Annotated in this window: 15 protein-coding genes; 3 read left to right on the top strand and 12 right to left on the bottom strand. The window is 71.1% G+C overall.

Translation table 11 applies throughout. From position 1 onward, the window contains the following. Window positions 1-13: 13 nt before the first annotated feature. Entirely contained in the window at window positions 14-1,534 is a 1,521-nt protein-coding gene (locus tag AB0I94_RS35450) for an aldehyde dehydrogenase family protein (RefSeq protein ID WP_363313926.1), read from the bottom strand. 165 nt (window positions 1,535-1,699) lie between these two features. On the opposite strand from AB0I94_RS35450, the gene AB0I94_RS35445 reads away from it, so the two are divergent. Next, window positions 1,700-2,482: a hypothetical protein gene (locus tag AB0I94_RS35445; protein ID WP_363313865.1), complete on the top strand. Its 783-nt coding sequence runs from the start codon at window positions 1,700-1,702 to the stop codon at window positions 2,480-2,482. On the opposite strand, the gene AB0I94_RS35440 is transcribed toward AB0I94_RS35445, so the two are convergent. The 7 genes from AB0I94_RS35440 to AB0I94_RS35410 form a co-directional block, all read right to left on the bottom strand. Next, a complete protein-coding gene (locus tag AB0I94_RS35440) occupies window positions 2,476-3,048 on the bottom strand; it encodes a hypothetical protein (protein ID WP_363313864.1) in 573 nt (190 codons plus the stop codon). The two genes, AB0I94_RS35445 and AB0I94_RS35440, sit on opposite strands and share 7 nt — an antisense overlap. Beyond that, window positions 3,045-3,293: a helix-turn-helix transcriptional regulator gene (locus tag AB0I94_RS35435; RefSeq protein WP_160506754.1), complete on the bottom strand. Its 249-nt coding sequence runs from the start codon at window positions 3,291-3,293 to the stop codon at window positions 3,045-3,047. The genes AB0I94_RS35440 and AB0I94_RS35435 overlap by 4 nt, the downstream gene beginning before the upstream one ends. Window positions 3,294-3,337: 44 nt before the next feature. Then, window positions 3,338-4,102, bottom strand: a complete 765-nt coding sequence (locus AB0I94_RS35430; protein WP_363313863.1) for a hypothetical protein — start codon at window positions 4,100-4,102, stop codon at window positions 3,338-3,340. A 10-nt stretch (window positions 4,103-4,112) separates the two neighbouring features. Next, on the bottom strand, window positions 4,113-4,493 hold the full coding sequence (locus AB0I94_RS35425; RefSeq protein WP_363313862.1) for a hypothetical protein: 381 nt from the start codon (window positions 4,491-4,493) through the stop codon (window positions 4,113-4,115). After that, window positions 4,490-6,316, bottom strand: coding sequence for a hypothetical protein (locus AB0I94_RS35420; RefSeq protein ID WP_363313861.1), 1,827 nt, complete (start codon window positions 6,314-6,316; stop codon window positions 4,490-4,492). Before AB0I94_RS35420 ends, AB0I94_RS35425 begins: the two co-directional genes overlap by 4 nt. Before the next feature lie 226 nt (window positions 6,317-6,542). After that, a complete protein-coding gene (locus AB0I94_RS35415; protein ID WP_363313860.1) occupies window positions 6,543-7,532 on the bottom strand; it encodes a malate dehydrogenase in 990 nt (329 codons plus the stop codon). A gap of 495 nt (window positions 7,533-8,027) precedes the next feature. Further along, a complete protein-coding gene (locus AB0I94_RS35410; RefSeq protein WP_363313859.1) occupies window positions 8,028-9,107 on the bottom strand; it encodes an XRE family transcriptional regulator in 1,080 nt (359 codons plus the stop codon). 294 nt (window positions 9,108-9,401) lie between these two features. Between AB0I94_RS35410 and AB0I94_RS35405 the strand changes: the two genes are divergently transcribed. Next, window positions 9,402-9,704, top strand: a complete 303-nt coding sequence (locus AB0I94_RS35405) for a hypothetical protein (RefSeq protein WP_363313858.1) — start codon at window positions 9,402-9,404, stop codon at window positions 9,702-9,704. A gap of 48 nt (window positions 9,705-9,752) precedes the next feature. Here AB0I94_RS35405 and AB0I94_RS35400 read toward each other — a convergent pair whose 3' ends face one another. From AB0I94_RS35400 to AB0I94_RS35390, 3 genes are all read right to left on the bottom strand, one after another. Beyond that, window positions 9,753-10,244 (bottom strand): helix-turn-helix transcriptional regulator, encoded by a 492-nt coding sequence (locus AB0I94_RS35400; protein WP_363313857.1) that lies wholly within the window; start codon window positions 10,242-10,244, stop codon window positions 9,753-9,755. A 292-nt stretch (window positions 10,245-10,536) separates the two neighbouring features. Then, complete coding sequence (locus AB0I94_RS35395; RefSeq protein WP_363313856.1) at window positions 10,537-11,232, bottom strand: response regulator transcription factor; 696 nt, start codon at window positions 11,230-11,232, stop codon at window positions 10,537-10,539. Next, on the bottom strand, window positions 11,233-12,387 hold the full coding sequence (locus AB0I94_RS35390) for a sensor histidine kinase (RefSeq protein WP_363313855.1): 1,155 nt from the start codon (window positions 12,385-12,387) through the stop codon (window positions 11,233-11,235). A gap of 256 nt (window positions 12,388-12,643) precedes the next feature. Here AB0I94_RS35390 and AB0I94_RS35385 point away from each other — a divergent pair, with 256 nt between their 5' ends. Beyond that, window positions 12,644-13,033, top strand: a complete 390-nt coding sequence (locus tag AB0I94_RS35385) for a peptidoglycan-binding domain-containing protein (RefSeq protein ID WP_363313854.1) — start codon at window positions 12,644-12,646, stop codon at window positions 13,031-13,033. An 82-nt stretch (window positions 13,034-13,115) separates the two neighbouring features. Here AB0I94_RS35385 and AB0I94_RS35380 read toward each other — a convergent pair whose 3' ends face one another. Continuing rightward, window positions 13,116-13,655: a DUF3017 domain-containing protein gene (locus AB0I94_RS35380; protein ID WP_363313853.1), complete on the bottom strand. Its 540-nt coding sequence runs from the start codon at window positions 13,653-13,655 to the stop codon at window positions 13,116-13,118. Window positions 13,656-13,665: the final 10 nt, after the last annotated feature.

The raw sequence follows: 13,665 nt of genomic DNA, 5'->3' as shown, positions 1-13,665 counted from the left end.
TACGCGTCGGGCCTCAGCCCGCGAACCAGCGGACCGGCCGCGGCGCGAGGTTCTGGTAGATGTGCTTGGACTCGCGGTACTCGGCGAGTCCGGCGGGGCCGAGCTCGCGCCCGACGCCGCTCTTGCCGAAGCCGCCCCACTCCGCCTGCGGAAGGTAGGGGTGGAAGTCGTTGATCCAGATGGTGCCGTGGCGCAGGCGCCGGGCCATGCGGCGGCCGAGGCCGGCGTCGTTGGTCCAGACGGCGCCCGCGAGGCCGTACTCGGTGTCGTTGGCGAGCGCGACGGCCTCGTCCTCGGTGCGGAAGGTCTCGACGGTCAGGACCGGGCCGAAGACCTCTTCACGGACGACGCGCATCTCGCGGTGGCACTGGTCCAGGACGGTCGGCTCGTAGAAGTAGCCGGTCGCGGGGCGGACCTCGCTGGGCTCGGGGCGCTTGCCGCCGGTGCGCAGGACCGCGCCCTCCTCCAGTGCGGAGGCGACGTACGCCTCGGTCTTCTCACGCTGCTGCTGCGAGACGAGCGGGCCGCACTCCACGCCGTCCTCGGTGCCGCGGCCGAGCTTGATGCGGCTCGCGCGGCGGGCGAGTTCGGCGACGAAGCGCTCGCGCACCGACTCCTCGATGATGAGGCGCCCACCGGCGGAGCAGACCTGCCCGCTGTGGATGAAGGCGGCGTTCAGAGCCTGGTCGACGGCGGTGTCGAAGCCCTCTTCGGTGGCGCAGGCGTCGGCGAAGACGACGTTCGGGTTCTTGCCGCCGAGTTCGAGGGCGACCTTCTTGACGCCGGCGGCCGCGGCCTGCGCGACCTTGGTGCCGGAGACCAGGCCGCCGGTGAAGGAGACCAGGTCGACGTCGGGGTGGTCGGAGAGGCGCGCGCCTACGGTGTGGCCGGGACCGGTCACGATGTTGGCGACACCGGCCGGGAGGCCCGCCTCGACGAGCAGCTCGATCAGCGCGACCGTCGTCAGCGGAGTGACCTCACTGGGCTTGATGACGAAGGTGTTGCCCGCGGCGAGCGCGGGGGCGATCTTCCAGCTGGCCTGGAGGAGCGGGTAGTTCCAGGGCGTGATCATCGTGCAGACGCCGACGGGCTCGTGCACGACGACGCTGTGGATGTCGTCGGAGCCGGCGTCGACCACGCGGCCCGCGCCCTCGCCGATCACCAGGTCGGCGAAGTAGCGGAAGGCGTCGGCGACGCAGTCGACGTCGACGCGGCCCTCCTCGACGGTCTTGCCCGCGTCGCGGCTCTCCAGGAGCCCGATCTTCTCCCGGTCGCGTACGAGGAGGTCTGCCACGCGGCGCAGCAGCGCGGCCCGCTCGGCGACGGGTGTGGCCGGCCATGGTCCGTTGTCGAACGCCTCGCGTGCGGCGGCGATGGCCGCGTCGGTGTCCTCGGTGCCGCCCTCGGCGATCAGTGCGAACGGCTTGGCATCCGCCGGGTCGAGGATCTCGCGTGTGGCGCCGGAGAGGGCGCTACGCCACTCCCCGCCCACATGGATGGTCTGTTGTGCGGACACGTCCCGTTTGCCTTCCATTCCTGTCATACGCCCCGCCTGTCACTCGCGGTAGCCGGGGGCACATGCCCCGGGGCGGAGAATCCATGCGCATTACATAACTGAAAGTGCGCTGTGTCACTGCGCGTGCAGGCACCTGGGGCGAAACGTACGCTCGAAGAGGGGTTTGCCCATGGAGGTGGCGCTATGCGTGGAACATCCAGGAAGCACGCCTGGGCAGCCGCGGCCTGCACGGCGACCTGCACGGCGGTCGCGCTCCTGGTCGCACCGGCCGTCGCGCTCGCCGGCACCGAGGATCTGAGCGCACAGGAGATATCCGACAAGGCGGAGCGGGAACTGCTCGACGCCAAGTCGGTCCACCTGAGCCTGGAACAGAAGGGCACGGACACCGACAGCGACGAACCGGTCTCCATGGATCTCACCCTGGACCAGGACGACAACTGCGTCGGTTCGCTGCGCATGGCCGATGACGGCGGCAGCATGGAGCTGATCAAGCGGGGCGAGAAGGTCTGGATGAAGCCCGACCTCGCCTTCTGGAAGTCCCAGCTCCCCGACGGCCAGGGCGAGGCCGTCGCCGACATCATCGGGGACCGCTATCTGTACGGCACGACCGGCGACGCCCTGCTCAAGGACATGGCCGGGGTCTGCGACCTCAACACGATCCAGGACGAGGTGAAGGACAAGTCCGACGACAGCACGACCCTGCGGAAGGGTGAGGTGACCGAGGTCGACGGCGCGCCCGCGATCCCCGTCTCCGGCAGGCAGGACGGCAGGACCACCACGCTGTACGTCGCGACCGAAGGCACTCCGTACCTGATCAGGGCCGTCGAGAAGGGCGCGGGGACCGACTCGACGCTGACGCTCCGCGACTACGACAAGCCGGTCCCGTCGAAGACCCCGTCCGACGAGGACTCGGTGAACGTGTCTCAGCTGCAGGGTCAGGTGGCGGACAAGCCGAGCATCTACTGAGCGCTGTGCTCGATCCCGTCGATCCCGTCGATCTCGTCGAGGTCGGCGGGCTCGTCCCGCACGGCGAGCCCCGCCACCCACAGCGGCATCAGCCAGTGCACGACGAACGCGGTGAAGAGCACGGGGAAGAGCATCCCCTCGGCGTCCCATCCCTGGTACGCGGCCATCCCCGCTCCCGCCGCGGCCGCCAGGAGCAGCCACAGCATGACCTGACGGGCACGCGCCGCGACGCGTACCCGCTCCGCGCGCTGCCGCTCGTCGAGGGCGCGTTCACGCAGTTCGAGGAGGCCGCGTGTGGCGCCGTTGATGACGCCGGTGGCGACGCACCACGGCAGCAGAAGCCCGAGCATCGTCCACATCGCCCAGCGCTGGTCGCCCACGACCGTGAGCAGCCAGGCCGCGACGCTCGCCACCGTCAGCGCGATGTGGGCGCCGACCGCGATCCGCCTGCGCACGGCGGTGGCGTACATCGGCGCTCCCTCGCGCCGGTTCATGAGCGCGAACATCCGCCGGTCGTAGCCGGTCATCCGCTGCGCCCCCGTCTCCCGCACCTGCTGGCCCGTCATCCCTGACTCCTCCCGTAGACCTCGTCCGTGAGCGGGCGGAACGGCTCGAGGGAGAACAGCGCCTCCACCGGAAGACCGAAGAACACCGCGATTTTCAGCGCCAGGTCGAGGCTCGGGTTGTACTGCCCACGCTCGATGTAGCCGATGGTCTGGTAGTGGACCCCCACTGCCTCGGCCAGGCTCTGGCGCGACACTTTCCGCTCCGCGCGCACCATCGCCAACCTGTTGTGCACCTGCTCGCTCATGTATAAGAAGTACTACATCAGTGAGCAGGCACGCAACATTCGGTTCAATGGCCGGTGGAGCCCGGCGCGGGGCAGATCTCGTCCGGCGGGCAGAACCACGCCAGGGCGGTGGCCATGAACTCCTCCTCGTCGTCCCTGCCGTCGGCCTCGGAGCCGTACACCGCAAGGGCGTACAGCTCGCCGTCCACCGCCTCGAAGCGATGGTCGATGACGTGCCACGTGCCGATGTCCGGTTCGCCCTTGAACGTGTCGGCCAGGTACGTGAGCCGGGCCGCGGGGCGGCCCTCGTCGTCCCTGCGCTCCAGCGGGGCGAGTTGGTCGAAGCCACCGGGCATCGGCGTCTCGTCCAGCCAGGTCCGCAACGACGCGTACGGGGACGACTCGCCCACGCGGTACACCTGGATCCGCCGGTCTCCCTCTGGGCTGCGGTAGTTGACGACGTTGAAGCCCTCGGCCGGTTCGACCAGATCACGGACCCAGCCCCGCGGCACCGCGAGCCGGTAGCCCTCCTCGTCGAACACCTCCTCGTACGGAGCCGGCGGCACGCCCGCGGGGGACGGCGCGGCGGTGTCGCCCTCCGTGTCCGCCGGTGAAGGTTGTTCGAGAACCGTCAGGTGCCCCGTCGGCCCCGGCTCGTCCTTCCAGCCGAGCGCCCAGGCCCCGAAGCCGAGACCACACACGGCGAGCACGGCCACGACACCACGCAGCGCCTTGCCCTGGCGCACCGCGTCCTGGTCGTGGAGCTCGGCGATCCGGCGTTCCTGCTCGTGGCCGACCCACTCCTGGCGATCCGCGTCGAAGATCCGCACGGCTCGTCCCTCAGCCCGTGACCTGGGCGATCGCCTGGAGCACGGCCGTCACGGAGGCGGCTGTCGCGGCGGCGGCGCCGTACTGCTCCAGGCGGGCGCGGAGCCTGGCGAGCAGCCCGCTGTCGCCGTGGCCCGCGCGACCGATCTCCCGCTCCACCTCGGCCAGTTCGGCGTCGAGCGCGTCGTCGTCGGCCGTGCGCTCCGGCGCCCGGCGCAGCTCGCCCCGGAGTGCACGGACCTGGGTGAGCAGGTGCTGCTGTCCCGGATCGGACACCACCACCGTGTGGTTGGTGGACTCGGCCTTGCCATGCGAACCGAAGGCCTGCGAGCCACCGGTGATCGAACCGATCTGGACGTGCGCGCCGCCGCCGGTCTCCCCGTCGCCGCTCATGCCGTGCTCCTCTCGGTGGTGTGCGTGGCCTGGCCGTGGGAGCCCGTGGCGAGGGCGCCGCCGGACATCTCCGTGATGTAGACCCCGCTGTTGTTGATCTGCGTGATGTTCTGCTCCAGGCGGTCCGTGCGGAAGCCGCCGGCCCGCAGCGCGTCGCGCACGCCCTCGCCGATGCGGTCCTGAAGGGTGCGGGTGTAGCGGGCGACGTCCATCTCCTGGAAGAGCGAGAGGTCGTCGGTGGACGCCAGTTGGCGCAGCGAGACCAGCGGCGCGTCCGGCGGCGCCTGCACGGGGCGGCCGATCCCGAGCCAGGAGCACGCGGACCGCAGGGCCCGCGCGGCGCGCGGCGCGGGGGCCTGGTCTTCGGAGGGCTCGGGCTGCGCGAGCCAGAGCCGGAACGAGGGGATGAGCGAGGGCAGTGCGCGCAGGGCGGCGATACCGATCGCCACGCCGACCGCGGGGCCGTCGACGCAGGCGCGCAGGGCGTCGCGGACGGGCCCTTCCGGCTCACTGGCCACGATCGTGTCGACCTCGCGGAACTCGGGGACGATCGGCCCGAGCACGTGCGGCACCACTTCGAGGACCAGCATGCCTCCCTGGGTGTGCACCCTGACCAGGAGCGAGAGGACGACCTGTTCGTTCCAGGCACCGACCCGGACCCGCAGGAAGTGACGCCGGGCCTCTCCGCCCTCGCCGGCCGCCCGTTCGAGATGCCGGGCCACCTGCCCGGGGTCGTAGAGCCCGGCGGTCTCGTACCCCTGCCCGGTGTAGAGCTGCTCGTCGCGGCCCGCGCCGGCGGGGAGGTAGACGAACTCCTCGATCTCCAGGTCCCGCAGCCGGTCCACGCTGGTGGCCGCGGCGGACCTGCGCAGGTCCTTCAGGCGGGGCTCGATCATCTTGATCACCTCGCGGGCGGCCAGCGGTTCGTACGCGCGCTGCCCCGGCACCCCGCCCTCCGGGTCCTTCTCCGCGCGTTGCAGTTCGAGCACGACCGACCACGGATTGCGGGGCTTTCCGGCGCCCACGAAGGGGCGGTTGGCGTCGTACAGGGTGATTGGCGCGTTCTGCTCGCGGTGGATGCAGTCGGCGATGCGGGAGAACCGCCGTGGGATGCGCGGCTGTTCGGTCTCGGCGAAGGCCTGCCGGGCGAGCTGGGTGCGCAGGATCCGCTTGCGCAGGAACTGATGGCGCCAGACCACCGCCGCGATGAGCAGCGGGAAGATCACGGGATACGGGGTGTCCCTGATCACGCTGAGCGCGAAGAAGCCGTACGCGGCGGCGGACCACCACGCGAACGCGGTCACCAGCCAGCCGATGCGGCGCCGCAGCCAGACCAGCGGCGGAGGAAGCTCCACCCGCCGCAAAATCCCGGCGTCCGTGCCCCGGCCGGAGACCACCCGGGCCAGCCAGAGGAGCAGGACCACCACGGCGTACGCGATCGCCCAGCCGCCCGGCACGAAGGCGCCGAACGTGCCGCCGGGGCCCGCGTCCACGAGGTCGTCCGGGTCGAAGGCGAGCAGCGCGAGGTCTCCGTCGGTGACGCCCGAGTCGCCGCCCCTGGAGTCCTCCAGGGCGTCCCAGACCATCACCGCGTCGGTGACGAGGAACCCGATCCACACGGCTGCCAGAAGCAGCGCGGTGAACAGTTCCTCGCGCCGGGCACGCAGCGCGTGTGCGAGCACCGGAAGGACATCGGCACCGAGCGGTGGCGCCACGGGGCGCTCCGCGTGGCCGACGAGTTCTGAGACGACCCGCCTGCGGAACACCGCGTCCAGATGGACGCCGGCGCACAGCAGCCTGGTGGCCTCGGTCTTACCTGCCATGGCCAACTCCGACTGGGTAAAGCGGAATTGGAGCGTAACGGAGCGTGTGTGCAAGGGCCACAGAAAGGTGACTATGCCCCTCGAATAAGTGAATTCCCAGCCGGACGCACCGGCCGGACGCACCGGCCGGACACAGCGGCCGGACGCACCTCGCCCCCGGCAGCCTAGGGCTGCCGGGGGCGAGATGGACGAGCTGCCGTACGAGCCGAGCCGTACGGGAGTGGTGCTAGATGAGACCGAGGCCGCGAACCGCCTCGCGCTCCTCGGTGAGCTCCTTGACGGACGCGTCGATGCGCGTGCGCGAGAACTCGTTGATGTCCAGGCCCTGGACGATCTCGTACTTGCCGTCCTTGGTGGTGACGGGGAAGGAGGAGATGAGGCCCTCCGGAACACCGTACGAACCGTCCGACGGGATACCCATGGAGGTCCAGTCACCGGCGGCCGTGCCGTTCACCCACGTGTGGACGTGGTCGATGGCGGCGTTGGCGGCGGAGGCGGCCGAGGACGCGCCACGGGCCTCGATGATCGCGGCGCCGCGCTTGGCGACGGTCGGGATGAAGTCGTCGGCGAGCCAGGCCTGGTCGCTCACGACGTCCGCGGCGTTCTTGCCGGCGATCTCGGCGTGGAAGATGTCGGGGTACTGGGTGGCCGAGTGGTTGCCCCAGATGGTGAGGCGCTTGATGTCGGAGACCGGGGCGCCGGTCTTCTTCGACAGCTGCGACAGCGCGCGGTTGTGGTCCAGGCGGGTCATCGCGGTGAAGCGCTCGGCCGGTACGTCCGGGGCGGCGGCCTGCGCGATGAGCGCGTTGGTGTTGGCCGGGTTGCCCACGACGAGGACCTTGATGTCGTCCGCGGCGTTGTCGTTGATCGCCTTGCCCTGCGGCTTGAAGATGCCGCCGTTGGCGGAGAGCAGGTCGCCGCGCTCCATGCCCTTGGTACGGGGGCGGGCGCCGACGAGGAGGGCGACGTTGGCGCCGTCGAAGGCGACGTTCGGGTCGTCACTGATCTCGATCGAGTTCAGCAGCGGGAAGGCGCAGTCGTCCAGCTCCATGGCGGTGCCCTCGGCGGCCTTCAGGGCCGGGGTGATCTCCAGGAGGCGAAGGTTGACCGGCACGTCCGCGCCGAGCAGGTGGCCGGAGGCGATGCGGAAGAGCAGCGCGTAGCCGATCTGTCCGGCCGCGCCGGTGACGGTGACATTCACGGGAGTGCGGGTCATGGCGATCTCCGTAAGACAGCTGGCGGTGGGGGTCCCTGCCCCTTGTGCGGGGTCCCCTTGTGCTGGATCCCCACCGACGCCCTCGATGATCGATCTCTTGGCATCAAGAGAGATCCGCCGCTCAGGCTATCGCGCCCCGCCGACCCCCGAACCCCGGGAGGGTGTGGCCCGCCCCACAAAGATTCTCCCTTGCCGCCGGACCGCCGCGCGGCAGCCGCCCGGCCGCCACTTGAGGGCGGCTCCAGGGCGGCTGTAGTGCCGCTGTAGTCCCGTCTGCAGTGCCGTCGACGAAGAAAATCCGGCGGGAAAGCGCGGCTCAGAGGGCTCCCGGAAAATTTCTGTGAAACCGACAGGCATGTCTTGCGTGGACGAGGGCACACGCAGCTATACCCCCACGGGAGTGGTCACACCCCCAGGCGGCCGCCGCGCTCCCCCCCCCTGTGTTGGCGGCCGCCACCTCCCAGCGTGGTCACCCCCGACCGCTGGCCAGGCCGCCTACTTCGTGCAGCCGGTCTGGCCGGCCTTGAGGGTCGCGCACGCTTCCGCCGACGCACCGTCCTTGACGGCCACCATCGGGGTGTACGCGTCGAAGTCCGCGTTCACGGTGCCGTTCCGCTTGGCGCCGTCGCCGCTGATCGTGACCTTGTCGCCCGGAGCCGCCTGCGTGATGCGCGCCCACGCCGCCCCGCACGTCTTGCTGTAGCGGACCTCGATCAGCGCCTTGCCCACCGTCGCGCGTGTCGTCGTGGTGGCCAGCTCGCCGCCACAGCCCATGGTCTCCGGGTCCTTGCCGGTGCAGCTCTTGCCGCTGCACTCGACGCCCGCGGGCAGGTCCTTGTCACTCGTGCTCGGCGAGGCCGGCGGCTTGGCGCCTTCGTCGCCCTTGTCGTCCTTGCCGAAGTCGGTCAGGAAGACGGCGGCGGCTATGACGACGAGCGCCCCGACGGTGCCCGCCAGGAACATCGTGAGCTTCCTGCGCCGCCGCTGCCGGTCGGGCGAGTCACCACCATGGGCCGGCCGGGCCGGGCCGGGCGGCGCCGCGACGTCGGCCCCGTCCGCGTACGACGGTGTCCGCGGGGGCACCGCGGGCCAGTCACCCGCGGGGCCCGCGACCCCGGTGGCGCTCCCGCCCGCACGGCCGGGGCGATCGGCGGAACCGACACCGGGACCGGCGGCGCCACCGCCCCGTACCGCGCCGCCGTTCCCCTTGCCATTGCCCTTGGGCGGGTTCGGTCCCAGCTCGCCGAGCGCGGCCCGCGCCTGGGAGATCCGGATCGCCTGCATGGTCATGTCGTGCCGCATCTCGGAGCGGCTCCAGGCGCGCTCGGCCAGCTCCCACATCGTGATGAGGTGCACCGGGTTGGTGCCCGTCACCTCGGCGAGCGCGACGATCGCCCCCTTCGGGGCGAGCAGCCGCCCGTTCAGATAGCGCTCCCACGACGTCTTGCTGTACCCGGTGCGGTCCGACACCGCGGCAATGCTGAGACCACTGCGGTCGACGAGCCTGCGCAGCTGACTCGCGAACTCCCTGACCTCCGGATCCAGCTCATCCGGTAGTGCCTTCCAACGAGGCATTACTCCCCCTCATCCCCCCGTACGTACCAACGTGCCCCCGCGCGTGGTTTCCCTTGCTCTGCCCATGGGGCAGCCCCCGCTGCTCCTGTCATGGGCTACCCAGAGGGATGCCAAAAGTCAGGATGTCAGTTCCCGGCACGGGGGTGCGCGAGAGCGTTCGGGCCACTGGCGTGCACCGTCGCACTCCGTGCGGTCCGGCGTCCAGTGTCCCATCGCCGTCCCGCTCCACGATGCGGAACCCCTGGTAGCGGCGTGGGACGTCCCAAACCTTCCCGATTGCGAGACTTAGCCCTTTTGCGAAAAGCCTCCGGCAGGCCGAAGCGGTTGCTCGGCTCGGCGGTGGCCGTGACGGCGGGGGCGGCGATCGCGCTCGGCGGCACCGCGTCGCTCGCGCAGGCCAGTGGGCCACATATCGACGGCATCGTCGGCAAGGAGACGTTCGGCGTCGCGGACGAATTCCTGAACGGCCCGAGCGGCGGCGGCCACGTCACCTACAGCGGCTACAAGCACGACGTCGGCTTCAAGCGCCTCTCCGGCACGTACTACGTGAAGATCAACGACTCGTGGAAGAAGGCGGCGTACAACTGGCGCGGCTGAACCCTGCTCCACCGCACGCTCGGCTAGGGCCGCCATCTCCTGGCGGCCCTAGCGCATGAGGAATCTCATCAGCCCTTCGAACAGCACCATGAGGACGAGGAACGCGGTGACACCGGCCGTGGAACGCCACGACCACGCCGGGTGAGCACGCGCGGGCCGCCGCACTGCGCGCGGCCGGGCAGGGGGCGCCTCCTCGCCCGGCTTGCTCAGGGCGGTTCCCGGGGCGGATCTGCCGGCGACCGGGGCGGATCTCGCGGGGCTCGCGGCGCCCCGCGGCCACACGCGGACGGCCGGCTCCCAGCGCGCGCAGTACCGTTCGCTGTCCTCCCCCGCCACCCGGCACAGCGCCGCGACCGCCTGCCGGGGCGGCGGCTGCTGTGCGTTGAGGTACCGCTGCCAGGAGGACTTGCTGTAAGCCGTCTCCTTGCCGAGCGCGATCAGGCTCAGGCCGGTGCGGTCCTTGAGCAGCCGCAGCTGTTCCACGAAATGCCGTACCTCCGGCGGAAGCGCCTCCGGAAGCGGCTGCCAGGCAGCACTCATGCTTCACCCCCAGCATGTGCCCAGTCTGCCCCCATGACGGACGGGCGACCCGAAGTGGTTCCCTCCCCACCCTGCCGTCCCCTGTCGCGGGCTGGGAACAGCGTTTGTTGCGGGCTGGGAACAGCGTTGCGGAATGGTCACCTCCATGCCACAGGGGCAAGGCATCCCTTGTGACGGAGTTGGCGCGGGCATGACGCTGGTTCCCGTTGGAACGGCCCCCACAGACCGGCGGCGCCCGTCCTCCCACGGGGGTGAGGACGGGCGCCGTCCTCGAGGGAGTCGCCCGCCGCCTTCAGCGGCCGCCGCCGCCCGGCGTGACGAGGCCCGTCTCGTACGCCACCACCACCGCCTGCGCCCTGCTGTCCAGGTCGAGTTTGGACATCGTCCGGTTGAGGTGGGTCTTGACGGTGGCCTCGCTGATGTAGAGGCGGTCGGCGATGTCCGCGTTGGACAGACCCGTGGCGATCAGCTTCAGGACCTCGACCTCGCGCAGGGTCAACGCCCGCAGATCCGGCGGCGGCTCGGCGCGGTCACCGGCCCCGGCCCCGGCACCGGCACCGGCCTGCCGGGCGAAGGCCTCGACGAGACGGCAGGTGACACTGGGCGCGAAGAGCGCGTCGCCGCCGCCGACGGCGGCCACCGCGGCGAGCAGGCGCTCGGGCCCGGAGTCCTTGAGTAGGAAGCCCGACGCTCCGGCCCGCAGCGCCCCGTACACGTACTCGTCGAGATCGAACGTGGTCAGCACCAGGACGCGCGGCGCGGGTTCCGGCGCCTCGGCGAGGATCTTCTCGGTGGCCACGATGCCGCTCATGCCGGGCATGCGGATGTCCATCAGGATCACGTCCGGCCGGGTCGTCGCGGCGAGCTCGACGGCTTCCTCCCCGTCGCCCGCCTCACCGACGACCTCGATGCCGGGCGCGGCACGGAGCAGCCCCACCAACCCGGCCCGGATGAGGAACTGGTCGTCGACCACGAGCACCCTGGTCATTTAAGTCGCGTCGTCCCCCTGCGGTGCGGACTGCGCGGAGGTCGGCAGGGTCAGGCGCACGGCGAACCCTCCCTCGCTCCGCGGGCCGATGCTGATCGTCCCGCCGTAGAGCTTGGCCCGCTCCCGCATCCCAAGCAACCCATGGCCGCTCCCCGTGCCCACTCTGTCCGGAATCACCCCCTCCCCGTCATTGATGACTGAAACCGTCACGTGGTGTGGCTGATAGCGGAGTTCGACCACCGTTCCGGCGCCGTGCGCGTGCTTCAGTACGTTGGTCAGGGCCTCCTGGACCACGCGGTACGCGCAGAGTTCGACCCCGGGAGCCAGTGGCCTCGGCGTCCCCTCGACGCGCAGCTCGACGGCGACTCCCCCCGCCCGCACCCGCTCGACCATTTCCCCGAGCCGCGCGAGGCCAGGCATGGGAGCGTCGGGCACGCCGTCGCCCTCCTCCCCCGCCCGCAGCACCCGCAGCATGCGGCGCAGCTCCTCCAGCGCCTCGCCGCTGGTGCCGGAGATGGTGGAGAGCGCGGCGTGGGCGGTGGCCGGGTCGGACGTGAAGACGAACTTCGCGAGGCCGGCCTGCACGGATATCACCGACATGTGGTGGGCGACGACGTCGTGCAACTCCCGGGCTATGCGCCCGCGTTCCTCGGCCACCTCGCGCCGCGCCCGCTCGTCCTGCTCGCGCTTCAGCTGCCGGGCCAGCTCGGCGGACCGGCGCGCGACGTGGCCGAACCGCCAGATCACCAGGGGGAAGCCGATGGCCTGCCCGACCACGGACGCCATGGCCGAGCCCTCACTCACCACGCCCGCGTAGATCCACACGGCGCTCATCAGGGCGGCACAAGGCAGGGAGGTACGCGGCGGCCTCAGGGAGGCGACGGTGTAGACGGCGAGCATGGGGCCGAAGGTGTTCACCACGGGCCAGTAGCCGGCGGTGACGTACACGATCCATGCCACGTGCACGGTGAGGAGCACCGTGAGCGGCGCCCTGCTCCGGGCCACGATCGGCACGTTGACCAGCGCCACCAACAGGTGGCCCCACAGGCCCAGTTCGGGCCACCCCTGCCGCGCCGACTCCTGCCCGAGGAGCACGGCGACCGTGGTCAGGGCGACCGCGATCGACGTATCGGCGACGAGGGGGCGGATCCGCATCGCCGCAGCGTAGCCCGGGTGCGGGCGCCGGAACGTCAAACTACCGCGGTACCGCGGAAGTTGCAGGAACCGCGGCCGTACCGCGCCGGACGTGCCCGAACCTCAACCCGCCACGGGACGACTCCCACGCCCCGCCCCCGTAACTTCTTGGACCAGCACCACGGCACCGGCCGACCACCGGGGCCGCACGGAACGCGGGCCGTCCGGGGACCCAACGGGGGGACCCGGCCCGCTTTCCGGGAGAGGAAATCACCTCATGAACGTACGCAAGCGCCTCGCACTCGCGGCCACCACGGCCGTCCTGGGCAGCGGGCTCGCACTCGGCTCGGCCGCCGGCGCCACCGCGTCCCCCGCCGAACAGGGTGTCCGTGCCGACGTCCGCCCCAGCTACTCCTGCGGCTACTACAACGGCACCGCCCTGACCAAGGCGGGTCAGACCGGCAGCGCCGCGAAGAAGCGCATCAAGGAAGTCCAGTGCCTGATCAACAGGAACACCTCGTACCCGACGATCCTCGGCGTGGACGGCAAGTTCGGGAACAAGACCTACAAGGCGGTGGTGAAGGTCCAGCAGAAGGCCCGCATCTCCGACGACGGGCAGGTCGGCAAGAACACCTGGAAGAAGCTGCGCAACGGGGTCTTCTGGTAGGCGGAACGGCCTGATGACGACGGCGGCCCGTCCTCCCCGGGGGAGAGGACGGGCCGCCGTCACATCGTGCGACCGCTCACCGCTAGGTGGTGATCGTCCGGTGCAGCGTGTCGCTCAGGAACGGGATCTCCAGCCACGGTTCCGGCTGCGCCATCATCGCGAGCAGCACGATGGCGAGGCCGAGAGCGCCGTACGTGACCATGTCCGTGAAGCGCGAGCGCACCGCCAGCATGCCGACGCCGGGCAGCGCCCACCGCATGACGGCGCCCGCGATCAGCGCGAGGCCGATCAGTATCGTGCCGACGCGGAACACGTCGAAGGCCGTGAGCAGCAGCCCGAGCCCCACGGTCGAGAGCACGGTGAGCAGCGGCCACTGCCGGGCGGGCGCGGGGGCGTCGCCGCCCGCGGCCCGGCCGCCGCCCTCGGGCCGCGCGGTGTCGCGGGTCAGGAGCGGAAAGCGCCGCGTGGTCTTCTTCGGCCCGTCGGGGCCGGGGGCGCTGACGGCACCCTTGGCCTCGGTCTCCTCGACGGTCTCGGCATCTTCGACTGCCCCGGCGTCCTCGTCGGCCTCGGCCTCCGTGACGTCGGCCGGTGACGCCCCTCGATCAGGTTCGGCGCTCATGGGCTCACCC

It is taken from the genome of Streptomyces sp. NPDC050147 (assembly GCF_040660195.1).
In the GTDB taxonomy this organism is placed as follows: Bacteria; Actinomycetota; Actinomycetes; order Streptomycetales; family Streptomycetaceae; genus Streptomyces.
This window is presented reverse-complemented; position numbering and strand designations above follow the sequence as displayed.

What these genes read in the sequence shown, in the direction of transcription:
- AB0I94_RS35445 (WP_363313865.1), top strand. Translation starts at nt 1,700, where the DNA reads ATGCGTGGAACATCCAGGAAGCACGCCTGGGCAGCCGCGGCCTGCACG.
- AB0I94_RS35400 (WP_363313857.1), bottom strand. Translation starts at nt 10,244, where the DNA reads ATGAGTGCTGCCTGGCAGCCGCTTCCGGAGGCGCTTCCGCCGGAGGTA.
- AB0I94_RS35380 (WP_363313853.1), bottom strand. Translation starts at nt 13,655, where the DNA reads ATGAGCGCCGAACCTGATCGAGGGGCGTCACCGGCCGACGTCACGGAG.
- AB0I94_RS35435 (WP_160506754.1), bottom strand. Translation starts at nt 3,293, where the DNA reads ATGAGCGAGCAGGTGCACAACAGGTTGGCGATGGTGCGCGCGGAGCGG.
- AB0I94_RS35425 (WP_363313862.1), bottom strand. Translation starts at nt 4,493, where the DNA reads ATGAGCGGCGACGGGGAGACCGGCGGCGGCGCGCACGTCCAGATCGGT.
- AB0I94_RS35420 (WP_363313861.1), bottom strand. Translation starts at nt 6,316, where the DNA reads ATGGCAGGTAAGACCGAGGCCACCAGGCTGCTGTGCGCCGGCGTCCAT.
- AB0I94_RS35440 (WP_363313864.1), bottom strand. Translation starts at nt 3,048, where the DNA reads ATGACGGGCCAGCAGGTGCGGGAGACGGGGGCGCAGCGGATGACCGGC.
- AB0I94_RS35415 (WP_363313860.1), bottom strand. Translation starts at nt 7,532, where the DNA reads ATGACCCGCACTCCCGTGAATGTCACCGTCACCGGCGCGGCCGGACAG.
- AB0I94_RS35390 (WP_363313855.1), bottom strand. Translation starts at nt 12,387, where the DNA reads ATGCGGATCCGCCCCCTCGTCGCCGATACGTCGATCGCGGTCGCCCTG.
- AB0I94_RS35385 (WP_363313854.1), top strand. Translation starts at nt 12,644, where the DNA reads ATGAACGTACGCAAGCGCCTCGCACTCGCGGCCACCACGGCCGTCCTG.
- AB0I94_RS35450 (WP_363313926.1), bottom strand. Translation starts at nt 1,534, where the DNA reads ATGGAAGGCAAACGGGACGTGTCCGCACAACAGACCATCCATGTGGGC.
- AB0I94_RS35410 (WP_363313859.1), bottom strand. Translation starts at nt 9,107, where the DNA reads ATGCCTCGTTGGAAGGCACTACCGGATGAGCTGGATCCGGAGGTCAGG.
- AB0I94_RS35395 (WP_363313856.1), bottom strand. Translation starts at nt 11,232, where the DNA reads ATGACCAGGGTGCTCGTGGTCGACGACCAGTTCCTCATCCGGGCCGGG.